Raw genomic sequence first — 22,003 nt, 5'->3', positions numbered from 1 at the left:
GCCCTGGCCCGCGGGCTCTCCCGGCCCATCGCGGGCCGGGGCGCTCGTCACAGGTCCTTCAGGGCCGCCTGCACCTGCGCGTCGAACCGCGCGGCGTCGGCCAGGGCGTTGGCGTTCAGGAGGGCCAGCTTGACGAGGAACAGCTCCGATTTCTCGGGGCCGGCCTGGTCGATGGCGGCGGCCAGGCGGTCGTAGACCTGTTCCAGGCCGGCGATGGGCAATGCGCGGTCGTTCATTCGGAGGGCTCCTCTCACTGGGGCAGCGCCGTGTCCAGCGCGGCGCGCAGGCGGGTGGCGTCGAGGGTGATCCAGCGCGCGCACACATGCTGGTCGGGTCGCAGCAGGTAGGCCGCGCCGGCGGCCTCCATGCCGTAGCGGCGGCGCAGGCGGCCGTCGGCATCGGGCAGCGCCAGGTCGGCGCCTTCCACCGGGCCGGCAGCGCCGACCGCGATGAGCTTCAGCGGCACCCCGCGGGCGCGCACGGTGTCGGCCACGTCGCGCAGCGGCGCGGGGATGCCGCCCGCGCCGGCCACGTACAGCAGGGTGAAGCCGCCGCCGGACACATGATCGAGCAGGTAGTCGTCCGCGCCCAGTCGCACGTTCTGCGGCGGCGCGCCATGCGCCGGGCCGGCGCGGAACAGGAGGTTGTCGTCGCCCGCGGCGTTGAGCGCCGAGCGGGTGTACTCGTGGGGGCGGGAGGTGCGCCAGTGGTACAGCGGGCGCACGAAGTCCTGCGACAGCGAGAGCGAGAGCACCGCGTCGCGCAGCAGCTTGAAGCCGCGGGTGGGCGGCGCCATGAAGCGGGTGCTCTTGCCGGACTCGTCGATGATCTCGCGCGCGGCGTTCACGCGCTCGGCGCTGAAGTTGGCGAGCAGCTTCTCGCTGGCGTGTCCCTGCACCACCAGGGCCAGGTGCCAGGCCAGCGACTGCGAGTCCTGGAAGCCGGTGTTGGCGCCGCGCACGCCGAAGATCGGCAGCAGGTGGGCGGCGTCACCGGTGAACAGCACGCGGCCCTGCACGTAGTCGGGCAGCGTCAGCGTGCGGGCGGAGTAGACCGAGCACCAGTCCATCTCCCAGGCGATGCCGGCATGGCCCACCATGGCCAGCGTGGCGTCGATGCGCTCCTTGAGGGACTCGGGCCGGAGCGCATCCTCCGGCGTCTCCCCGGGGGGCAGCTGGTAGTCGACCCGCCAGATGCCCTGCGGCTCGCGGTGCACCAGCACCGTGTTGCCGGGGTTCCACTCGGGGTCGAAGAAGGCCAGGCGCTCGGTGGGCAGGGGCAGGTCGCAGCGGATGTCGGCGATGACGAAGTAGCCCTCGTAGGAGGCGCCCTCCATCTGCAGGCCCATGGCGGCGCGGATGCCGGAGCGGCCGCCGTCGGCGGCCACCACCCACTCGGACTCCAGCGTGTAGGGGCCTTCGGGCGTGTCGACGGTGACCACCGCGTGGGTGGCGTGCTGCTCGATCTTCTCGACCTTGTTGCCCCAGCGCAGGTCGACCAGGGGCTGGGCCGCGCAGGCATCCAGGAGGTACTCCTCGAGGTACTGCTGCTGCAGGTTGATCATCGGGAAGAAGCGGTCGTCCTCGTCGTGCGGCGCCTCCATGCGGAACACGCGCTGGCCGCGGAAGTAGGAGTTGCCGAAGCGCCAGGGCAGGCCGGCCTGGGTCAGGCGGTCGGCCACGCCGACATCCTGCAGGATCTCCATGCTGCGGCGGGTGAAGACGATGGCGCGGCTGCCCTGCGAGACCTGCAGCTCGGAGGTCAGGACCACGCTGGGCACGCCCAGCTGCGCCAGCTTGAGCGCGGCGATCAGGCCGGCCGGGCCGGAGCCGGCGATGACGACCTTCTGGCGCGCCTGCGCCGGGTGCGCCGAGGCGAGCCAGGGCCGGTGGACCTGGTAGTCGTAGTAGATCGACGCGCGGGGGGTGGTGGTGGGTTGATGCATGTCGTATCGGTGGGGGCGGGAGAGGGGTGGGATCAGGCCTCGGGGTCGGCCGCGGCGCCGCGCGCGTTGTCGATCAGGCGGTCGAACAGGTCGCTGAGCACCTGGCGCTCCTGCGCGCTGAGGCAGCCGAAGATCTCCTCGTTGCGGCGGTCGATCAGCTCCATGACGCGTGTCCAGGCCTTGCGGCCGCGGGCAGTGAGCGTGAGCTGCACGCCGCGGCCGTCGCTGGCCGAGCCGGCCTTGTCCACCAGGCCCTGGTCCACCAGGGCCTGGGCGGCGCGGCTGGCCTGGGCCTTGTTCAGGTTGGCCATCTGCGCCAGGGCATTCACCGAGATCGGCTCGAAGGCGCCGATGGTGCTCAGGCAGCGGCCGTCGCTCAGGGACAGGCCGGCCTCCTCGAGGTAGCGGCGCTGGCTCTCCTGGTCGGTGAGCTTGTGCAGCAGGTGCATGCGGTAGGTGAGCTTGCGCGCCAGCGAGTCGGCGGCGGCCTCGCGGGCCGCTTCCCGGGCGGCGTCGCGGGCGGTGTCGCGGGGGGCCATGTCAGTCCACCTTGATGCCGGCGGCGCGGATCACGGCGCCCCACTTGGCGCGCTCCTTCGCCGCGAACTCGGCCATCCGGGCCGGGTCGCTCGGCGTGGCCTCCAGGCCGAGCACCTGCAGGCGGGCCTTCACGGCGGTGGCGTCGAGCGCCTTGAGCAGCGCATCGTTGACCTTGGCGACGACCTCGGGCGGCGTGCCGGCGGGCATCACCAGGCCCTGCCAAGCGTAGGCCTCGAAGCCCTTGAGGCCCTGCTCAGACAGCGTCGGAATCGACTCGAAGTTCTTCACCCGCTTCGGGCTGGCGATGCCGATGGGGCGCAGCTTGCCGGTGCTGATGAACTGCTGCCCGCTGGCGGTGTCGACGAACATGAACGGCACCTGGCCGGCCACCACGTCCTGCACCGCGGGCGCGGCGCCGCGATAGGGCACGTGGGTCATCTTCGCCTTCAGCTCGCCGCGCAGCAGCTCGGTGGCCAGGTGGTGCGGGCTGCCGGCGCCGGGGGTGGCGTAGTTGGCGCCATCGCGGGCCCTGAGCCAGGCGGTGAAGGACTTGAGGTCCTGGGCCGGCACCTCCGGGTGGACCACGAGGATCATCGGAAAGCGCACCGTCAGGCCCACCGGCGCGAAGTCCTTCTCGGCGTTGTAGGTGATGCGGTTGTAGAGGAAGGGGTTGGCCGCCAGGGTGGCGGTGTCGGCGGACATGAGCACGTAGCCGTCCGGCCTGGCGCGGGCCACGTACTCGGCACCGATCATGGTCGCGGCGCCGGGCTTGTTGTTGATCACCACCGGCTGCCCGAGCCGCTCGGACATCACCTGCCCCAGGGTGCGGGCCACCAGGTCGGTGCCGCCGCCGGCGGGATAGGGCACGACCCACTCGATCGGGCGGCTCGGATAGGGCTGGGCGAGGGCGGCGGCGGCCGCGCCGAGGGCGCAGGCGGCGGCCAGGACGCGGGCGGCGCGTCGGGCGAGGGTGTGCACGGGCATGTCTCCTGGAGGTCGGGGACGGGGTCTGCGCACAAGGAAGAAAAGCGCACCCCCGTTTCGGAAGGTCCGCATTGTGGGCACGATTAGTTGCGCGCGCAACTAGGTGTTTGCACGGATGGTTGCGCCCGCAACCATCCGCCGGGTGCTGCGCTCAGGCGGCCGGCGGCACCCGCACGCCTCGCAACAGGATCGCGCCGGCATAGAGCATCAGCAGCGTGCCCACGGTGTCGCCGACCAGCATGGGCGTGAAGCCCTGCAGCGGCTCCAGGCTGCCGGCGCGCCAGGCGAAGTAGAGCGTGTGCGCCACGCTGTTGGCGAGGCCGCCGGCGACGCCGAAGCACAGCAGCTGCTTGCCGGTGACGCCGGCCAGGCTGGCCGGCACGTCCAGCAGGCGCTGCACCGCCCGCGCGGCCAGCAGGGCCGGCACGGACGACAGGGTCGCCAGCGTGGCCGCGTGAAGGAAGTCGGACTGCACGATCTCGGGAATCACCGAGATCGAGCCGATGAACAGGCCCGCCACGCCGGCCCAGCCGAACACCAGCACGGCGACCATGCGCACGGCCGCAGGCAGGAAGATCCAGTTGATGTGGCGGGTGAACTCCGAGTGGTCGAAGAGCCAGGCGTTCAGGTGGTAGAGCCCGGCGTAGGCCAGGCCCGCGGAAGCGATGCCGACGAGGAGGAACGGAAGGTCAGCTGCCGAGGCGAGGCGCATCCGCTCAGCGCGCCGCCTGGGCCTTGTGGATGCACTGGCCGAGGGCCGCGAAGTAGCGGGTGGCCAGGTCGGTGGACTCGATGTACTTGAAGCGGCTGTCGTACTCGTCCGCCTGCATCTGCAGCATGCCCTTGGCGCGCAGCGTCTTCAGCCGGCGCTGCACGGTGGAGGGGGAGATGTCCGGCAGGCTGTTCATGGCCTCCAGCACGGTGACGCGCTGGCCGGCATACCAGCTGCGCGCCAGAAAGCCCAGGATCTGGTCTTCGACCGCGTCAATCTCCGGCAGACCGGGCAGCTGCCGCGCGGCAGCCACCAGGTTGAGGAACTTGACGTACGAGAGGGGGAGGGCTTTCTTGCTGGCCATGGAATGGTTCTAGAACCCCCCGATGGTACTGCGGCGAGGGGGCCGCGGGTACCCGGGAGTACCCGGGTCGGCGACAGGGATGCAGGCGGTGCTCAGGCGCGAAATTTCTCCACTTCCTGGCGGGTCGTGTCCGCCAGCCTCGACAGCTCGACCACCGTCGCCGTGATCTGCTCCGAAGCGGCGGCGTTGCTGCGCGCGATGCGGTCCAGGCTGCCCAGGTTGGCGTTGATTTCCTCGACCGCGGTGCTCTGCTCCTCGAGGGCGGCGGAGATGCGCTGGAGCATCGTGTCGGTCTCGGCGGAACCCCGCTCGATGCTGGCCATGTCGTTGCTGACATTACGCACCGTCACCACGGCCCGGCCGATCTCCTGCACCGCCTCGCCCACGAGCTTGGCGATCTCCTGCGAGCTCTCGGCACTGCTCTGGGCCAGCTTGCCGACCTCGTCGGCCACCACCGAGAAGCCCTTGCCGTGCTCGCCCGCGCGGGCCGCCTCGATCGCGGCGTTCAGCGACAGCAGGTTGGTCTTGTTGGCGATCTTCTCGATGACTTCAGTGATCTTGTTGATCTTTTCCGAGTTGGCGGCGAGGTTGTTCACCGCCTGCACCAGTTCCTCCATGCGGGCCATGCCGCCGCGCATGGTGGCGATGGACTCCCGCGACTTCTCGCTGGCCAGCGAGGTGTTGCGCGAGACGTCGGCCACCGAGGCGGCCGACTGGCGCACCGCCACCGCGACCTGGCCGATGGCATGGGTCTGGCTCTGCGCGCCGTCCGAGATCTGGCCGATGGCCTGGCTGGCCTGGCCGGACGCGGCGGCCACCTGGCGGGTGTTGGCGTGGATGGCGCGCAGCGCCTGGCCCAGCGCCTGCAGGGAGTCGTTGATGTCGCGCTTGAGGGTCTCCAGCTCGCCCTGGCCCTGGGCCTGCACCTGGAGCGACAGGTCGCCCCGGGCCACCTTCTGCATGACCCGGCCGATGTCGCCGATCATGGACTGCAGCGCGGCCATCGCGTCCAGCGCGTCGCGCACCACCTCGCCGAAGGCGCCCTGCAGCTGCGCGCCGGCGGCGGCGTCGAAGCGGCCGGCGCGCAGCGCCTGGGTGACCTTGAGCACCTCGGCGAAGGTGCGCTCGATCTGGTCGGCCGAGGCGTTGACCGCGTCCTTCATCGCCCCCAGGTCTCCCTGCAGGTGGCCGGACACGCGCTGGCGCAGGTCGCCCGCCGCCAGCGCCTGGACCGTGCGGTTGACCGCGGTGATGGCCTCCTGCTGCGTCTGCAGCATCTGGTTGAAGGCGCGGGCGGTCTGGCCCACCTCGTCGTCGCTGGCCACGGCCACGCGGCGCGAGTAGTCCGAGGTGGCGGCGACCGCCATCGCGACGTTGCGCACGCCCTCCAGCGGCCGGGTGATGGAGCGCAGCACCCAGAACGCGATCAGCAGGCCCGCGATCAGGCCGCCGGCCACCAGCGCGGCGATCAGGAGGATGTTGGCCCGGTAGGCCCGCTCGGCGAGGTGGAACTCGTCGTCGGCCAGCTTCAGCTCGCGCTCGATCAGGTCGGAGAACTTGGAGCTGATCGGGTCGATCGCCGGGTACAGGCGCTCGATGGAGAAACGGGCCAGGCCTTCGCGGTCCTCCTTGACCAGCAGCACCTTGAGCACGTCGAGCTCGCCCTGGGCGACCTTGAGCATCGGCTCGATCTCGGCGACCAGCTGGCGCTCGGCCTCGACCAGGTCGTGGCTGAGGAACGCCGCCCACTTCTCCCCGATCTGCCTTTCCGCGTCGGCCACGCTCTTGCGGCCCTCGTCCCAGGAGAAGTTGCCGTTGCGGACCTTGTGCGTGGCGTCGACGATGTTGACGGCGTACATGTCGGCGATGACCTTGAGGTCGCGGATCGGCACGATGCGCAGCTCGTACACGCTGCGGAAGCCGTCGACGGCCGCGCCCATGGAGCGGGCCCCGTTCACGCCGATCACGACGGCAATCAGGCTGAGGAAGGCCACCAGGGCCATCAGGCGGGTGCGCACGCGCAGGTGGCGCAGGCTGTCGAGACGGATCACGGACGGCTCCTGCGGGCGAGCGCGGCAACGGCCGCACGAAACCCGAAACAAGTCAAACTAAAACCAAGATTCTCATGGCACCGCACCAGGGCGGTGCCATGCCCGGCCGATGATAAGCGCCGGCTCGCCCCTTCATCCGGCATGCGGCAGCGTGACAGAGAAGGTGGAGCCCTCGCCCAGGGTGGAACGGCAGTCGATCGAACCACCCATCTTGGTCACGATGCTGCGCACCATGGCCAGGCCCAGGCCCGTTCCCTTGCCAACTTCCTTGGTAGTGAAGAAGGGCTCGAAGATGCGGGGCAGGACCTCGGGCGGGATGCCGCTGCCGTTGTCCACCACGTCGACCTGGACCTGCCCGGGCGCGGGACGGCGCGCGCCGATCACGATGCGCCCGTTGCGGCGCTCGCCGATGGCGTGGCTGGCGTTCACGCACAGGTTCACCAGCACCTGCTGCAGGCTGCCGCTGTCGCCCTTGAGCGGGACGGCGGCGGCGCCCAGGGTGTCCGGGTCCAGCACGATGTCGATGCCCTTGAGGCTGGCCTGCAGCAGCGACTTGGTCTCCTCCAGCAGCGGCGCCAGCTCGAAGCTGCCCACCGGGTGGTGCTCTTCCACCTCGGCCTGCGGCTGCACCCGGCCCAGCCCGTTGAGCTTGATCACGATGTCGCGCGCCCGGGTGGTGGCCTGCAGGATGGCGCTGAGGTTGCGCGCCGCCTTCGAGTCGGGGCCCAGCTTCATCTCGACCAGCTCGGCATGGTTCTGGATCACCCCCAGCAGGTTGTTGAAGTCGTGCGCGACGCCGGCGGCCAGCTGGCCCAGCGCGTCCAGCCGCTGGGACTGCTCGACCTTCTTGACCATCTCCAGGTTCTCGCTCTCCTTCTCCTTGATCTCGCGCATGTCCTTGATGGTGATCACCGCGCCGGTGACCAGCCCCTCGGAATCGCGCAGCGGCGCGGCGGTGAGCACCACCGGGATGGCATCGCCGCCGGGGCGGGCCAGCGACCACTCCACGTTCTGCGAGGCCGCCATGGCCTGCGCCTGGAGCTCCTCGGCGGCCAGGCCCAGGCCCTGCAGGTCCAGGCGCGACGCGTCCAGCGACAGCAGCTGGCGCATCAGCCCCTGGTGGTGGGCCGGCAGCCCGTCCAGCAGCAAGGCGTCGTCCCCGGCCGGGGCCAGGAGGTCGCGCAGCGCGCGGCCCACCACCTGGGCGCGCGACGCGCCGAGCAGCTCCATCGACTTGGGGTTGGCCGAGACCACCATGCCCTCGCGGTCGATCTGCAGCACGCCGTCCTGCATCGCCTCCATGGTGCGCTCCAGCAGGCTGTTCTGCGCCTGGATCTGGGCGTTCTTGTGGATCAGGGAGGACACGTCGTTGAGGTTGATGACGGTCTGCTCGGGCATGTCCGCATGGCCGGGGTTGAACGAGGCCGTCACCCGCACCGGCAGGCTCTCGCGCTCGCGGTGGATCAGGCGGGCGATGAGGGCGTCGTCCTCCTCGCGGCTGAGGCGGTGCAGCAGCGTGGGGCAGAACACCGTCCAGGGCAGGTCGCGATCCGAGCGCAGGAAGACCAGGCTGCCCGGCGCGCCGCGCAGCCGGTGCCAGACCCGGCCGACCTCGAACGCCAGCGCCTCGCCGTCCTTGTGCCTCAGGTGGCAGGCCGCGGCCATGCCCACCGGGCCGGCGTCGGCGTCCAGGAGGCGGCGCAGTCGGGCCCGCGCCTCGTCGTCGGCGGCCAGGTCCGGGAAGGTGCGCTGGCGCAACTCCTCCTTCATGTAGCCGAGCAAGGAGACGGCGCGCGGGTTGGCGCGGGTCACGCGCATCCGCTCGTCCAGGCGCAGGCAGGCCAGGGGCACGGTCTGGAACAGGGCCTCCGCCTCATGGGGCGAGGTCTCGACCAGCATCTCCAGGCGCGCGCCCAGGTCCTGCATGAAGGCCTCGAGCGTGAGCGCGTCGTTCTCGAACAGATCGCCGCAGGGCCGGCCGATCAGCGCCTCGCGGGTGCGGCCGGTGAGGGCCAGCAGCGCCGGGTTGCAGTCCTGGATGCGGGCGTGGCTGTCGACCACGATCAGGCCGCTCTGCATCGAGTCGAAGATGCCGTTGACGTGCTGGATCTTCTCCTCCAGCGAGGCCTGGCTGTGCTGCAGCTGGACCTGGTTCTCCTGCAGCTGGTTGGCCAGGTGCTGGGAGTCCAGCAGGGAAGCGAAGAGGTTGTCGCGGCTTTGCGCCGACTCCAGCGCCACGCCGATGGCGGCGGCGCCGGGGATCATCAGGTCGTCGACCTGCGCCGCCACCGGGGTGAAGGCGCGGAACACCATGACGCCGCGCACCTCGCCCTCGAACTCGAAGGGCACGACCAGGTAATGGTGGGCGACCGCGCCGCTCCCGGGCGCCAGACCCTCCAGCTCGCGCAGGCCCTCGGCGGGGATGTCGGCGTTGCGCAGGAGCCGGCCCGCCTTCAGCAGCGGGTGCAGCACCGGTCCGGCGACATGCAGCAGCTCGGGAAAGCGCATGCCCTCGCCATTGCGCCCGCCCAGGCGCTTGAGTGCGAGGTGCTGGATCATGGAGTCGTCACGCAGGACGAAGGCGTACTCGTACAGCGCGCAGGCCGGCACCTGCACATGGTCGGCCAGCTTGTTGCACAGCTGGCGGGCCAGCTCGCGCGGGGTCAGCTCGTGCAGCACCGTCTCGTGGATCAGGGCCAGGCCGTCGTCGCGCCAGTGCTGGCGCAGGGCCTGGGCCTGGCTGGCGGCGCTGCGTTCGGCCGGGGGCGCCGGCCGCAGCGCCTGGCGCAGCGCCAGCGCCAGCCCGACCGCGCCCAGCAGGCCGGTGGCCAGCACCAGCCACTGCGCCTGGCGAACCCCCGAATCCAATGCTTTTTGAATATCAGCAAATGAACCTGAGCCACTTTGAATTAGCAGCCCCTGCAGATTGCCGAGTTTTTCAACACTTAAATAGGCGATGAAGGAGACAGCCACGAGGGTGGCAATCATTGCCATCCCCAATGAAAACAGCCATTTCATGGGCGAATCGGCACGCGGTACGGGAGCGGTATTCATGAACTTGCAAAGTTACAAGTCCACGAGTTTGACCGATACGCGCAAACAGATCGATCGCTTATGATCAGACAGACCTTTTTTGCGGCTTGACGCACGCCCTCGTCGCGAGGACGCCGCGCCCCGCTCCACGGAACCCAACACCCATGGCAACCATTCTGCTGGTCGATGACGAGGACCTCCTGCGCGAAGGCGTGCGGGAGATCCTCGAGATGTCTGACCACACCGTGATCGAGGCTGGCGACGGCCAGCAGGCGCTCGAGAAATTCGCCGTCAACAACGTGGACCTGGTCATCACCGACGTGGTCATGCCCAACATGGACGGCGTGGACTTCGTGACCAAGCTGCGCGAGCTGTTTCCCGATGTGCCGATCCTGACCATCTCCGGCGGCAGCCGCGTGGTCAGCGCCCGCTTCGGGCTGGACTCGGCCCTGCTGTCGGGCGCCAATGCGAGCCTGACCAAGCCGTTCAACGCCAAGCAGCTGCTCGAGAAGGTCTCGCAGCTCCTGCCGGCTTGAGCATCCGCACCCAGCCCCCGTCCACGCCGATGGACACCCTGGACCTCGCCAACCTCTCGGTGGCGGCCGCCGCCACCGAGGACGCGCCCGCGCCGGCCCGCGGCCTCGGGCACGCGCGCGTGCTGCTGGTGGACGACAGCCGCCTGATCCGCATGGGCCTGCGCCGCTCGCTGGAGTCGATCGGCGTGACCGACATCACCGAGGCGAACCATGGCCGCGAGGCCATCGAGATGCTGGTGCGCGACCGCTTCGACCTGATGCTCCTGGACATGGAGATGCCCGAGATGAACGGCATCGAGGTGCTGCAGGTCCTGCGCGACTCGCCCCACCACCCCTGGCCCCCGGTCATCGTGATCTCCGGCGGCACCGGCATCGACGACGCGGTGCGCTGCATCGAGCTGGGCGCCGAGGACTACCTGCCCAAGCCGTTCAACCCCGTGCTGCTGCGCGCCCGCGTGACGACCTCGGTGGAAAAGAAGCAGCTGCGTGACCAGGACATCCTGCGCATGCGCCAGCTCAGGCGCCAGCACGAGGCGCTGGGCCAGGAGCAGAAGAAGACCGAGCAGCTGCTGCTGAACATCTTGCCCGGCAGCATCGCCAAGCGCCTGAAGGCCGGCGAGGAGCGCATCGCTGACGCCTGCCCCGAGGTCTCGGTGCTGTTCGCCGACATGGCGGGCTTCACCAAGATGTCGCGCACCATGAGCGCGAGCCAGCTGGTCGAGCTGCTCGGCGACCTGTTCTCCCGCTTCGACCTGATCACCGAGAAGCACGGGCTGGAGAAGATCAAGACCATCGGCGACTGCTACATGCTCGCCGGCGGCGTGCCCGAGCCGCGGGCCGACCACGCGGTGGCGGTGACGCTGGCCGCGATGGACATGCAGCAGGCCCTGCGCGACATGCACGAGCGCACCGGCGGCCGCGTGAACATGCGCATCGGCATCCACAGCGGCCCGCTGGTGGCCGGCGTGATCGGCATCCGCAAGTTCACCTACGACCTGTGGGGCGACACCGTGAACGTGGCCAGCCGCATGGAGTCCTCCGGCGAGGCCGGCAAGGTCCATGTGTCCTCCGCCACCGCCGCCCTGCTGGCCGGCCGGTTCGTGCTCGAGCCGCGCGGCTTCATGGAGGTCAAGAGCCTCGGGCAGGTCGAGACCTATTTCGTTGAAGGCCTCAAGGGCTGACGCCCCGGGAACAAGGGCAGAGAGACAACACTATGAGCAAACGGGACATCACGCCCACCGACCGCGAGATCGTCATGCGCGAAGACGATTTCATCGTCTCCAAGACCGACCTGAAGGGGCGCATCACCTACGGCAACCGCATCTTCATCGAGTTCTCCGGGTTCGAGGAGCGTGAGGTGATCGGCACGCAGCACAACCTGGTGCGCCACCCGGACATGCCGCGCGGCATCTTCAAGCTGCTGTGGGGCAGCGTGCAGGACAACAAGGAAATCTTCGCCTACGTGAAGAACATCTCCCGTGACGGCAGCTACTACTGGGTGCTGGCCAACGTCACGCCCTCGGTGGACGCCAGCGGCAACACGGTGGGCTACTACTCGGTGCGCCGCAAGCCCAACCCGCGCGCCATCCCGATCGTGACCCAGCTGTACCGCGACATGCTGAGCGAGGAACGCAGCGCCGGCTCTCGCGACGCCATCGCCGCCTCCCACCGCGTGCTGGACACCTTCCTGAAAGACAAGAAGCAGAGCTATGAAAACCTCGTTCTCTCTCTCCAGTCGCTTTGAGCTGGGTGCGCAGGCCGGGGTCGCTCTGCTGGCCCTGGTGGGCCTGACCGGCTTCGTCTACGCCATCTTCCAGAGCCGGTTCGCGGTCGCGCCCATCGTGCTGGCCGGGGTCTTCCTGGCGGTGCTCGGCGCCACGCTGGCCGGACTGCGCCGCGAAGCGCGCCTGGTCGCGCGCATGGGCGTGGTGCTGGAAAGCGCCAGCCGCGGTGTGCTGGAACCGCGCGTGATCGACATCCGGGGCAACGGCCAGATGGCGCAGCTGGCGCTGGGGCTGAACGACGTGCTCGACCAGGTGGAGGCCGTGTTCCGCGAGTCCCTCACCGTGGTCACCCGCATGGGCCAGGGCAACTTCGACCGTGAGCCGCAGACCGCCGGCCTGCGCGGGCTGTTCCCGCAGGTGCTGCGCCGCATCGCCACCGCGCAGTCGCAGGTCTCGGAGACCGTCAGCGCGCTGCGCCAGTCGATGGACGCGATGGCCCAGGGCGACTTCTCCGTGCGACCCCACGTCGAGGGCGCCGCGGGCGACTACCGCCTGATCCTGGACAACGCCAGCCATGCGATCCAGTCGCTGGACAGGATCCTGGGCGAAGTGGCCACGGCCATGGACGCCATGGCCCGCGGCCAGCTCACCTCGCGCGTCAGCGTGCCGGCCCGCGGCATGCTGGACAAGCTCAAGACCGACATCAACCGCTCGCTCGACTCCCTCAGCGCCGCGATGCAGACCATCGGCGAGAACGCGCAGCAGGTGGCCGGCGCGGCCAGCGAGACCAGCACCGCCATCGGTCAGCTGGCCGACGGCGCGCAGGCCCAGAGCCAGTACATCAGCCAGGTCGTGACCGCCATCCGCGAGACGGTGAGCGCGGTGGGTGACATCTCCGCCAGCACCGAGACCGCCAGCCGCCAGGCCCAGGAATCGGCCAGCGTGGTGCGCGACGGCCGCAAGAAGATGGAGCAGATGGTCGAGGTCGTGAACGGCATCGCCACCAACTCCGAGAAGATCTCCAAGATCACCGACGTGATCGAGAAGATCGCCAACAAGACCAACCTGCTGTCGCTGAACGCTGCGATCGAGGCGGCCCGCGCCGGCGAGCACGGCAAGGGCTTCGCGGTGGTGGCCGACGAGGTGGGCAAGCTGGCCGCCAGCAGCGCCGACAGCACCAAGGAAATCACCCAGCTGATCCAACAGGCGGTGGCCGAGGCCAACCGCGCGGTGGTGGCGGTACGCGAGGTCAGCACCGACATGGAGCGCATCGTCACCAGCTCGACGCAGGCCGACAGCATGCTCCAGCGGATCTCCGCGGCCGTCGAGGAGCAGACCCGCACGATGCAGGAGATCAACAGCAGCGTGATGAACCTGGACAAGATCGCCAACTCCAACTCCTCCGCCTCGGAGGAGCTGGCCGCCAGCATGATCGAGCTGTCCAAGGTCGCGGACTCCACCCGCCGCGAGATCGAACGCTTCCACATCTGAGCCACCAGCAAGGGAGCCGCGCACCATGGAACTCGTGATCTTCGAACTGGGCGGCAGCCGCTTTGCGGCCGAGGCCGCGCGCGTGAGCAAGGTCATGGAAATCCTGCCGGTCACGCCGCTGCCCTATGCGCCGGCCGATGTCGAGGGCCTGGTCAACGTCTCCGGCGCGGTGCTGCTGAAGGTGGACCTGGCCGCGCGCCTGCACCAGCCGGCGCGCTCGGCGCGGGCCGACGGCAACCTGCTGGTGATCCTCACCGGCGGCGAGACCGTGGTGGCCCAGGTCGACCGGGTGCTGGGCAAGATCAGCCTCGAGGAAGGCCAGTGCAACCGCTACCCCTGCGACGGCACCGGCCCGCTGGTGGTCGGCGAGTTCCAGGACGCCGAGGGCATGGTCCTGCTGCTGGACCTCACCCGCCTGGGCCTGCAGGACATGCAGGCCGCGGGCGTGCCCGAGGGCGGCGGCGGCCTGCTGGGGCTGTTCCCCACCGCCGGCCGCGAGGACACCGAGACCCGGCTGGCGCAGGAGCTGCAGACCGTCACCGTCACCGACGGCGGCGAGGTCTTCGCCTTCCACATGGACTGCGTGCGCGAGATCGTCGAGATCCGCGGCCTCACCGCCCTGCCCGGCGCCGCGCCCGAGGTGGACGGCCTGATGCAGCTGCGCGGGCAGGCGCTGATGGTGCTGTCCCTGGCCCGCCTGTTGCACTGGCCGCAGCAGGCGAGCCCGCGCTTCGTGCTGGTGATCTCGGTGGGCGGCTCGCGCCTGGGCATCTCGGTGTCCGAGGTGGTCGGCATCGAGCGCTATGCCCGCGACGACGTGCAGCCCGTCACCGGCGGCGACGGCCAGCTCGAGGGCTACCTCTCCGGCACCGGCGCCCACCAGGGCCGCATGACCGGGCTGATCGCCACCGACGGCCTGATTTCCGCGGACCTGATGGCCCGCTGCAAACGCTACCTCACCGACCACGGACTGGAGACCGGCGCCATGGGCGACCCCGAATTCCGTTCCAAGCGCCGGGTGCTGGGCTTCCGACTGGGCAGCGAACGCTGCGCACTGCCGCTGTCGCTGGTCGACCGCGTCGAGGAGTTCACCCCGGGCGTGGACCTGCCGCGCGGCGACGACGACCTCGCCGGCGTGATCCAGATCAAGGGCGAAGTCACGCCGGTGCTGGACCTTCGCGAGATGCTCGGCGTGACGCCGCAGTCGACCGGCGCCTACATCGTGGTGCGCCTGGCCGGCGGGACCTGGGCCCTGGTGGTCGACAAGGTCGACCGCGTGCTGGAGATCGCCGAGAAGGACATCACCCCCGTGCGCTCGCGGGACAACGACTTCGTCAACGAAGTGGCCCGCCTGCAGGGGGACCTGGTGTCCCTGCTGACGCTCGACCCCCTGGCCCAGGTGGCCTGACCCGGAGCAAGCCCTTGGCAGCAGACAAGCACGTCAACGACCTGATCGCGCAGATGCGCGAGGCCGTCAAGAACGCCCAGGACATGACCCAGGCGATCTCGGCGACCCTCGCGCCGATCCACGCGCCGGTGGCCGCACCGGCGATGCCGCCGGCGCTGTCGCCCGCGCCGATCGCTGCGCCCTCGCCGGTGCCGGTGCCGGCGCGCAAGCCCATGGCCGACCAGCTCGCCCTGGTGCACGAACTGATGCGCGGCGTGGAGCGGCGCTTCGGCATCAAGTCGGGCACGCTGGTGGAGCGCAAGCTCACGCGAATCCTCAAGGACATGCCGGTCAACGTGCTGCGTGACTGGGTCACCTCGATGAACAACTGCTCCTCGGAGCATGCCGAGTGGCAGTCGCTGGTCGAGAACCTGACGGTGCACGAGACCTACTTCTGCCGCGACCCGGACCTGCTGGACATGGTCTCGCAGGAGATCCTGCCGATGCTGATCGCCTCGCGCGAGCATGTGCAGCAGCTGCAGGTCTGGTCCGCCGCCTCCTCCACCGGCGAGGAGGCCTACGACCTGGGCTACATGGCCCTGCGCGCGCTCCAGCAGGCGGGCAAGGCCGGCCAATCCGACGGCAAGATCGCGCCGCGCGGCTGGTCGCTGTACGTGCTGGGCACCGACATTTCCAACCAGGCGCTGCGCACCGCCCGCGAGGGCGTCTACGGCGACCTGGGCATGGGCTCGTTCCGCAACCTGCCCGGGCACTGGAAGGCGATGTTCCAGGACATCGCCATGCCGCAGGGCGCGGGCATGCCCGGGGTGAACTACTTCCGCATCCGCGACTGGATCAAGAACCTCGTGCGCTTCGAGCGTTTCAACCTGATGAACTCGCGGCCCCCCGTCACCGGCATGGACCTGGTGTTCTGCCGCAACGTGCTGATCTACTTCGACGACGACATCAAGCGCGCGGTGCAGACCATGCTCGCACGCGCCATCGCGCCGGGCGGCGTGCTGGTGATGGGCGCCTCGGTGCAGCTGCTGGCCACCCAGTACTTCGAGGCGCGCCAAGGCAGTGGCGGCCCCTGGTACGTGCGAAACAAGGTGCCCGTATGATCCGCCTGCTCATTTCGGACGACTCGGCGTTCATGCGCATCGCCATCCGCAAGATGGCGGAAAGCGACCCCGAGATCCAGATCGTCGGGGAGGCCCGCACCGGCCAGATGTGCGTGGACATGGCGCGCGAGCTGCGGCCCGACGTCATCACCATGGACGTGGAAATGCCGGTGATGGACGGCCTGGAGGCCACCCGCCAGATCATGGCCTCGGCCCACCCCTGCCCGATCATCATGCTGTCCAGCCTGACCGAGCGGAACTCGGTCACCACCATCAAGGCGCTGGAGCTGGGCGCGGCGGACTTCATCGCCAAGAAGTCCTCCTTCGTGCAGCTGGACATCGTCAAGATCGGCGGCGAGCTGGTCGAGAAGATCCGGTTCTGGGCCAAGCAGAAATCCCGGCTGCGCCCCCCCGGCGCGGCGCTGGCGCCGGCGACGCCCATCGCCGCCCGCCCGGCGGTCGCCGCGCCCGTTCTGCGCCGCGCCGAAGCGTCCGGCCCGCCGGGCGTGGTCGTGGTGGGCATCTCCACCGGCGGCCCGGCCACCCTGCCGCAGATGCTCAAGGCCATGGGCGGCGCGCTGCGCTGTCCCATGGTGGTGGCCCAGCACATGCCGCCCATGTTCACCAGCGGCTTCGCCGCCCACCTGCGCAACGAGACCGGGCTGGACGTGGTCGAGAGCACCGACGGCATGGAGCTGCCGCCCGGCCGCATCGTCATCATCAAGGGCGGCACCGACGCGGTGCTGCGCGAACCCCTGCCCGGCAAGCTCACCCTGTTCGAACGCACCAGCGAGGGCGCGCCCATCCACCCCAACGCCGACGTGCTGTTCCGCTCGGCCGCGGCCCTGGCCTGCCGCTCGGTGGCGGTGGTCATGACCGGCATGGGCAGCGACGGCACCCAGGGCGCCAAGGACCTGGTAGCCCGAAAGGCCAGCCCGGTCTACGCCCAGGACCCGAACAGCTGCATCGTCGACGGCATGCCCGGTTCCATCATCAACGCGGGACTGGCCACGGCCATCCTGGATCCCCAGGGCCTGGGCGCGCGCCTGGCCCGACTGGCCGGCCGCGGCATCCTGCCTGCGGCGTTCGCCCTCCCCACCTCCTGACCCCTCGAACCCGATGTCCAAGAAGAACGTACTCATCGTTGACGATTCCTTCGTGATGCGAGCGCTGCTGCGCGGCATCATCTCCGCCGACCCCGAGCTGTCGGTGGTGGGCGAGGCCACCAACGGCCTGGAAGCGCTGCAGAACATCAAGGAACTCAATCCCGACGTGGTCCTGCTGGACATCGAGATGCCGCACATGGACGGCATCGAGTGCCTCAAGCGCCTGCGCCTGCTGTCCAACGTGCCGGTGATCATCGTGTCCTCGGTGGCCCAGACCGGTTCGCCGCAGGCCCTGGAGGCGCGCAAGCTCGGCGCGTCGGAAGTCATCGCCAAGCCCTCGGGCGCGATGAGCCTGGACCTCAACGCCAAGAAGGGCCACGAGATCGTCACCGCCACGCGCAAGGTCCTGGGCCTCTGAGCCCCGCGACCGCCCCGAGCCGCGCCGCAGCCTGACCGAAGGAGCCGACCCCGATGTCCGACGATTTCATCGAGACCATATGGGCCCAGTACGCGATCGAGACCGAGGAGCACATCGAGGGCATCGAGTCGCTGCTGGTCAAGGCCGACGCGCAGGCGCTGAACGCCGAGGAGATCTCCACGCTGTTCCGCGCGTTCCATTCGCTCAAGGGCCTGAGCCGCGTGATGGAGCTGGGCGCCCTGGAAGCGGTGGCCCACCGCGCGGAAGACCTGCTGGGCCTGGTGCGCGAAGGCACCGTGGCCCTGGACAAGCCGGTGGCCGACCTGCTGCTGCGCGCGCTCGACGCGATCAAGGCCCTGCGTGACCTGGCCGTGGCCCAGCGTTCGGACGGCGAGAAGCCGGTGGACCTGGTCAAGGAACTCGAAGCCGCCTACAAGCGCGCCGCCGCTGGCGGTGGCGCCACCGCCGAGGCCGCCGCGCCGCCGCCGCCGCCCCCACCGCCTCCCCCGCCCCCGCCACCGGCTCCGCCCCCCGTGCCCAGCGCCCCGGCACCGGCGCCCGCCGTCACGCCCACCCTGGCCAGCGGCAGCGACGAGGAGCGCCCGGACGACCAGACCATCTTCCTGCGCCAGGTGCGCAACGGCCTGCCCATCCTCGAGCAGCTGGCCAACTCCATCGCCGCCAAGCAGGACCCGGCCAGCATCCTGGCCGTGGCGAACGACATCCGCCGCCCGCTGGGCTGGATGGTGGGCGCCTCCAGCAAGCTGGGCTATGGCGGCATCACCGAGCGCATCAAGACGATCCTGGCCTGCCTGCCCACCGAGCCGAAGCTCTCGCAGGAGCAGGGCGAGCGCGTGGTCGACGCCATCGTCGCCCTCCTGAGCGACCTGCGCACCCTGGGCGAGACCACCGGCAGCGAGCTGGGCGGCGAGTCCCTGACCCAGGTGCTTTCGCGCACCCTGCGCGAGAACCTGGACGGGCTGCTGGGCGTGATCCAGCAGAACCTGGACGCGCTGGAGACCAGCGTCGACATGGCCGACGAGGACGTCGCCGACCTGATCTCGCAGGAGTTCTCCCGCGTGCACGGCTACCTGTCCTCGCTGTACCCGCAGGTGCACTGGGACCTGCCGCTGCTGTTCGTCGACGCCTATGCGCGCGCGGCGCGCCGCGGCCTGTCGATCTTCGGCGACGTGATCGGCATCACCCGGGACGGCGTGGCCTTCATCCGCGGCCTCGCGCAGAACGCGCGCATCGACCGTGACGCCACCGAGGGCCACCAGGCCCAGCTGTCGCGCCGCATGAAGGACTACCTCTGGAAGCACGACAACGCGGGCGACACCCCGGTCGATGCGGTCAAGGCCTTCATCGCCAGCCTCAACATCCCGCCCGAGCTCGCCGAGCTGATGTCCGCGGACAACACCCGCGAGCTGATGGAGCTGATCCAGGATGGCGCCAACGCCTACCTGATCATGGCCCACCTGGAATCTTCGGAGCAGGTGGCCGCGGCCTTCCTGGGCTGGGTCGGCCAGCGCGGCCGCGTCATCACCAACCGCTCGGTCTTCGTCGACGACCAGAGCTGGTACGAGATGCTCTTCATCTCGAAGGCGACCAAGGACCTCATCGAGACCGAGCTGGCGGCCATAGACCCCGACCGCGCCCTGGTGCGGCTGGAGCGCCAGCTGGGCAGCCAGTCCGCCAAGAGCCCGGCCGCGGCGGGCACCGCGCCCGCCGCCGCGGCCCGCCCCGCCGCCGGCAAGCCCGGGGCGCCGGCGGCCACGCCCGGCTCGAGCAACGTGATCCGCGTGCCCGGCGAGATGCTGGACCACTTCATGAACCAGATCGGCGAGATGGTCCTGGTGCGCGGCCAGCTGGCCCACGTCATCGCCGACAGCCGCCTGCGCGAGTCGGCCCAGGCCCTGCGCGCCGAGGTCGAGAGCCTGGGCGGCGACACCGCGGGCGCCGCGGTGGCGCAGCGCCTGCTGGACATCATCGACGAGCAGTCCCGCCGCCTGCAGGAGACCGACACCCTGATCCAGGGCGCCCTGTCGCGCCTGCAGGACAGCGTGATGGGCCTGCGCGTGGTGCCGGTCGAGATGGTCTTCAAGCGCTTCCCGCGCATGGTGCGCGACCTGGCCCAGGCCCAGGGCAAGCAGATCCGCCTGGAGCTGCTGGGCCAGGAGGTCAAGATCGACAAGGCCATGGTCGAGTCACTCGCCGACCCGTTGCTGCACATGGTGCGCAACAGCGCCGACCACGGCGTCGAGCCGCCCGCCGACCGCAAGGCGGCCGGCAAGGCCGAGGAGGCGGTGATCCGCATCCAGGCCGAGCAGCAGGGCAGCCGCATCGTCATCCGCGTGGGCGACGACGGCCGCGGCATCGACCCCGAGCGCGTGCGCCGCAAGGCGGTGGAGCGCGGCCTCATCAAGGAAGACGAGAGCCAGCAACTGAGCAAGGAGGACATCCTCCAGTTCATCTTCCGCGCCGGCTTCAGCACGGCCGAAGTGATCACCGAGACCTCGGGCCGGGGCGTGGGCATGGACGTGGTGCGCACGAACGTGATGCGCCTGGGCGGCAGCATCCAGCTCGAGTCCGAGCCGGGCAAGGGCACGCTGTTCACCCTGCAGATGCCGTTGTCGGCGGCGGTGCAGGAAGTGCTGCTGGTCAACACCGCCAACCAGACGCTGGCCATCCCGGGCCGCTACGTGGCCGAGCTCGTCGAGCTGGGCGACTTCCAGGTGCAGACCGTCAAGGGCCGCACCGCGATCCTGCTGCGGGGCAACTTCCTGCCCATCGTACGGCTGGAGAACCTGCTGGGCTTCCCGCCGGTGGCGGGCGACGAGCACCGCTTCGTCGTCGTGCTGTCGGACGGCCAGCGCACGCTGGGCGTCTCGGTCAGCGAGTTCGTGGGCCGGCAGGAGCTGTTCACCAAGGACATCCATCCGCGCCTGGCCGCCCTGCCCGGCGTGGGCGGCGCCTCCATCCTGGGCGATGGCCGGGTCGTGCTGATCCTCGACGGCGCGGCGATCTACCGCCTCGCCGAGAACTACGGCGAGCGCCAGCCGCCGCAGCTGCCGGCTCGCCGCATCGCGCCGACGGCGGCCGAGCCCGCGGCGGCCTGAGGAGGGCGGCGGCCATGGCGGTCTACCTCCAGGTGCGCGCCGGCCCGGTGGGCCTGCTGCTGGACGCCCTGCGCGTGCACGAGGTCGTCACCCTGCCGGAGGACTTCCGTGACGACCAGGCGTTCGCCGAATGGCGCCGGCGCGTGCTGCACGTGGTGCGGCTGGCCGGCCACCTGCAGCTCGCGCCGGGCCAGGCCCGCCACGGCGTCGTCTACGCGCCGCGCGAGGGGGACGAGCCGGTGATGCTGTGCGTGGACGAGGTCAACCGCCTGCGCCCCCTCGAGGACGGCGCCTGGCACCCCTTGCCCCCCAGCGTGCCGGCGCAGACCGCGGCGCTGTTCGACGCGGTGCATGTGGACACCGCGCAGCACCAGCAGCTGTACCGGCTGAAGTCGGACGTGATGGCCGCGCTGCTGGGCGTGCCTTCCGGGAGCGCGGAAGGCGCCCTGGACGCGGTCTAGGGCCTGTCAGCGAATTCCCCGGGCCCGCCCGGACAGGGAGCGCGGAGCCGGGGAATTCGGCGACAGGCCCGGGCTAGACCGGCACTTGGGCCGAGCGGATGGCGCTGTGCAGGTACATCTGCAGCATCACCGCCTCGATCACCGGACGGGTCAGCGACTTCTGCCCGCGCAGCACCGACTGCAGCTGCGCCGCGCTGAGGGCGGTGCATACCAGGTCCGTGGCCGCCACGGCGGTTTCGGCCGGCTCGCCGCCGAAGACCGCCGACTCGCCGAACACATCGCCCGCCCGCAGCCGGCGCGGCGCGCCGCTGCCGGACACCTCGACCTCGCCGGACTCGACCAGGTACATCGCCGGCGGCGCCCCGCCGGGCCGCGCCAGCACGGCGCCGGCGGGCCAGGACTGCACCGGGAAGGCCGATGCGCCCAGCGCCTTGTCTTCGCGCGGCGAGGCCGGGGGCGTACCGCGGTCCAGGACATGGCGCGCCGTCACCCGGCACAGGGCGCGCAGCCCCGGGTCGGCGCGGTCCACCGCCTGCAGCGCGGCATCGATCGGGATGATCCGGGTCATCAGCAAGGAGGCGGCACGCACGTCCCACAGCGCCGGCGCGCCGGTCAGCCCCTCGGCCAGGCCGATCACCGCGCCCGGGCCGATCAGGAACTCCTCGTCCCCGGTGGATACCAGGGCCTGGCCCTTGAACAGGATGTGCGCGAACTCCGGCTGCTCGCCCCGGCGCATCAGCCGGTCGCCCTTGGTGAACAGCTCGCCGCGCAACTGGTTGGAGGCCCACAGCCGGCAGAACAGGTGCTCCTCGCTGCTCAGGCGGTTACCTTCCAGCGCGTCGGCCTCGGCCACCCCCTTGAGGTGCAGGACGCCGAGCTCCTGGAGCTTCTGGGTGTTGACGCCGAACAGGACGGATTTCATCGGGAGGCAGGCAGGGAAGTGGCAGCCGTCGATGTTACAGGCTTGCAACAAGCCGCCTCCTGAGAGGCGTTTTCCCATCCTTAGGATCT

Annotated in this window: 19 protein-coding genes; 10 read left to right on the top strand and 9 right to left on the bottom strand. The window is 70.3% G+C overall.

Annotation, left to right across the window (positions count from 1 at the left end; translation table 11 throughout):
- Positions 1-47: 47 nt before the first annotated feature.
- The 8 genes from ACT80S_RS12990 to ACT80S_RS12955 all read right to left on the bottom strand — a co-directional run bounded on the left by ACT80S_RS12990 (position 48) and on the right by ACT80S_RS12955 (position 9,464).
- Positions 48-236 (bottom strand): DUF2783 domain-containing protein, encoded by a 189-nt coding sequence (locus ACT80S_RS12990; RefSeq protein ID WP_377416396.1) that lies wholly within the window; start codon positions 234-236, stop codon positions 48-50.
- Between the two features lie 14 nt (positions 237-250).
- Positions 251-1,945 carry an FAD-dependent monooxygenase gene (locus tag ACT80S_RS12985; protein ID WP_377416394.1) on the bottom strand — a complete coding sequence of 565 codons (1,695 nt, stop codon included), beginning with the start codon at positions 1,943-1,945 and terminating at the stop codon, positions 251-253.
- 32 nt (positions 1,946-1,977) lie between these two features.
- Positions 1,978-2,484: a MarR family winged helix-turn-helix transcriptional regulator gene (locus ACT80S_RS12980; protein WP_377416392.1), complete on the bottom strand. Its 507-nt coding sequence runs from the start codon at positions 2,482-2,484 to the stop codon at positions 1,978-1,980.
- A 1-nt stretch (position 2,485) separates the two neighbouring features.
- Entirely contained in the window at positions 2,486-3,469 is a 984-nt protein-coding gene (locus tag ACT80S_RS12975; RefSeq protein WP_377416390.1) for a Bug family tripartite tricarboxylate transporter substrate binding protein, read from the bottom strand.
- A gap of 151 nt (positions 3,470-3,620) precedes the next feature.
- Positions 3,621-4,181 (bottom strand): hypothetical protein, encoded by a 561-nt coding sequence (locus tag ACT80S_RS12970; RefSeq protein ID WP_377416388.1) that lies wholly within the window; start codon positions 4,179-4,181, stop codon positions 3,621-3,623.
- Between the two features lie 4 nt (positions 4,182-4,185).
- On the bottom strand, positions 4,186-4,545 hold the full coding sequence (locus ACT80S_RS12965) for a MarR family transcriptional regulator (RefSeq protein WP_377416386.1): 360 nt from the start codon (positions 4,543-4,545) through the stop codon (positions 4,186-4,188).
- A gap of 92 nt (positions 4,546-4,637) precedes the next feature.
- A complete protein-coding gene (locus ACT80S_RS12960) occupies positions 4,638-6,596 on the bottom strand; it encodes a HAMP domain-containing methyl-accepting chemotaxis protein (protein WP_377416384.1) in 1,959 nt (652 codons plus the stop codon).
- Between the two features lie 132 nt (positions 6,597-6,728).
- Positions 6,729-9,464, bottom strand: a complete 2,736-nt coding sequence (locus ACT80S_RS12955; RefSeq protein ID WP_377416382.1) for a PAS domain-containing sensor histidine kinase — start codon at positions 9,462-9,464, stop codon at positions 6,729-6,731.
- 329 nt (positions 9,465-9,793) lie between these two features.
- Between ACT80S_RS12955 and ACT80S_RS12950 the strand changes: the two genes are divergently transcribed.
- Genes ACT80S_RS12950 through ACT80S_RS12905 form a run of 10 tightly spaced genes read left to right on the top strand, consistent with a single transcriptional unit; the run spans position 9,794 to position 20,992 of the window.
- A complete protein-coding gene (locus ACT80S_RS12950; protein ID WP_377416380.1) occupies positions 9,794-10,165 on the top strand; it encodes a response regulator transcription factor in 372 nt (123 codons plus the stop codon).
- Positions 10,162-11,346, top strand: a complete 1,185-nt coding sequence (locus tag ACT80S_RS12945) for an adenylate/guanylate cyclase domain-containing protein (protein ID WP_377416378.1) — start codon at positions 10,162-10,164, stop codon at positions 11,344-11,346. The genes ACT80S_RS12950 and ACT80S_RS12945 overlap by 4 nt, the downstream gene beginning before the upstream one ends.
- 32 nt (positions 11,347-11,378) lie before the next feature.
- Positions 11,379-11,909, top strand: coding sequence for a PAS domain-containing protein (locus tag ACT80S_RS12940; RefSeq protein ID WP_377416376.1), 531 nt, complete (start codon positions 11,379-11,381; stop codon positions 11,907-11,909).
- On the top strand, positions 11,875-13,380 hold the full coding sequence (locus tag ACT80S_RS12935; protein WP_377416374.1) for a methyl-accepting chemotaxis protein: 1,506 nt from the start codon (positions 11,875-11,877) through the stop codon (positions 13,378-13,380). Before ACT80S_RS12940 ends, ACT80S_RS12935 begins: the two co-directional genes overlap by 35 nt.
- Positions 13,381-13,405: 25 nt before the next feature.
- Positions 13,406-14,788, top strand: a complete 1,383-nt coding sequence (locus ACT80S_RS12930; RefSeq protein WP_377416372.1) for a chemotaxis protein CheW — start codon at positions 13,406-13,408, stop codon at positions 14,786-14,788.
- A gap of 14 nt (positions 14,789-14,802) precedes the next feature.
- Positions 14,803-15,888, top strand: coding sequence for a CheR family methyltransferase (locus ACT80S_RS12925; RefSeq protein WP_377416370.1), 1,086 nt, complete (start codon positions 14,803-14,805; stop codon positions 15,886-15,888).
- Positions 15,885-16,994 carry a chemotaxis-specific protein-glutamate methyltransferase CheB gene (cheB, locus tag ACT80S_RS12920; RefSeq protein WP_377416368.1) on the top strand — a complete coding sequence of 370 codons (1,110 nt, stop codon included), beginning with the start codon at positions 15,885-15,887 and terminating at the stop codon, positions 16,992-16,994. Before ACT80S_RS12925 ends, cheB begins: the two co-directional genes overlap by 4 nt.
- A 13-nt stretch (positions 16,995-17,007) precedes the next feature.
- The gene (locus ACT80S_RS12915) at positions 17,008-17,412 is read left to right on the top strand and encodes a response regulator (RefSeq protein ID WP_377416366.1); all 405 of its coding nucleotides are present in this window, start codon (positions 17,008-17,010) and stop codon (positions 17,410-17,412) included.
- Positions 17,413-17,465: 53 nt separating this feature from the next.
- Positions 17,466-20,531, top strand: coding sequence for a chemotaxis protein CheA (locus ACT80S_RS12910; protein WP_377416364.1), 3,066 nt, complete (start codon positions 17,466-17,468; stop codon positions 20,529-20,531).
- Positions 20,532-20,545: 14 nt separating this feature from the next.
- Positions 20,546-20,992 (top strand): hypothetical protein, encoded by a 447-nt coding sequence (locus ACT80S_RS12905; protein WP_377416362.1) that lies wholly within the window; start codon positions 20,546-20,548, stop codon positions 20,990-20,992.
- Between the two features lie 73 nt (positions 20,993-21,065).
- Here the strand turns inward: ACT80S_RS12905 and ACT80S_RS12900 are convergent, their stop codons facing one another.
- Entirely contained in the window at positions 21,066-21,914 is an 849-nt protein-coding gene (locus ACT80S_RS12900) for a cyclic nucleotide-binding domain-containing protein (protein ID WP_377416360.1), read from the bottom strand.
- Between the last annotated feature and the right edge of the window lie 89 nt (positions 21,915-22,003).

The organism is Ramlibacter sp. MAHUQ-53 (assembly GCF_052600055.1).
The sequence above is the reverse complement of the archived record's forward strand: the minus strand, read 5'-3'. Positions and strand labels throughout refer to the sequence as shown.

Coding starts and splice junctions, on each gene's coding strand:
- ACT80S_RS12905 (WP_377416362.1), top strand. CDS start 20,546: ATGGCGGTCTACCTCCAGGTGCGCGCCGGCCCGGTGGGCCTGCTGCTG.
- cheB (WP_377416368.1), top strand. CDS start 15,885: ATGATCCGCCTGCTCATTTCGGACGACTCGGCGTTCATGCGCATCGCC.
- ACT80S_RS12985 (WP_377416394.1), bottom strand. CDS start 1,945: ATGCATCAACCCACCACCACCCCCCGCGCGTCGATCTACTACGACTAC.
- ACT80S_RS12935 (WP_377416374.1), top strand. CDS start 11,875: ATGAAAACCTCGTTCTCTCTCTCCAGTCGCTTTGAGCTGGGTGCGCAG.
- ACT80S_RS12910 (WP_377416364.1), top strand. CDS start 17,466: ATGTCCGACGATTTCATCGAGACCATATGGGCCCAGTACGCGATCGAG.
- ACT80S_RS12965 (WP_377416386.1), bottom strand. CDS start 4,545: ATGGCCAGCAAGAAAGCCCTCCCCCTCTCGTACGTCAAGTTCCTCAAC.
- ACT80S_RS12950 (WP_377416380.1), top strand. CDS start 9,794: ATGGCAACCATTCTGCTGGTCGATGACGAGGACCTCCTGCGCGAAGGC.
- ACT80S_RS12990 (WP_377416396.1), bottom strand. CDS start 236: ATGAACGACCGCGCATTGCCCATCGCCGGCCTGGAACAGGTCTACGAC.
- ACT80S_RS12915 (WP_377416366.1), top strand. CDS start 17,008: ATGTCCAAGAAGAACGTACTCATCGTTGACGATTCCTTCGTGATGCGA.
- ACT80S_RS12970 (WP_377416388.1), bottom strand. CDS start 4,181: ATGCGCCTCGCCTCGGCAGCTGACCTTCCGTTCCTCCTCGTCGGCATC.
- ACT80S_RS12975 (WP_377416390.1), bottom strand. CDS start 3,469: ATGCCCGTGCACACCCTCGCCCGACGCGCCGCCCGCGTCCTGGCCGCC.
- ACT80S_RS12930 (WP_377416372.1), top strand. CDS start 13,406: ATGGAACTCGTGATCTTCGAACTGGGCGGCAGCCGCTTTGCGGCCGAG.
- ACT80S_RS12900 (WP_377416360.1), bottom strand. CDS start 21,914: ATGAAATCCGTCCTGTTCGGCGTCAACACCCAGAAGCTCCAGGAGCTC.
- ACT80S_RS12980 (WP_377416392.1), bottom strand. CDS start 2,484: ATGGCCCCCCGCGACACCGCCCGCGACGCCGCCCGGGAAGCGGCCCGC.
- ACT80S_RS12940 (WP_377416376.1), top strand. CDS start 11,379: ATGAGCAAACGGGACATCACGCCCACCGACCGCGAGATCGTCATGCGC.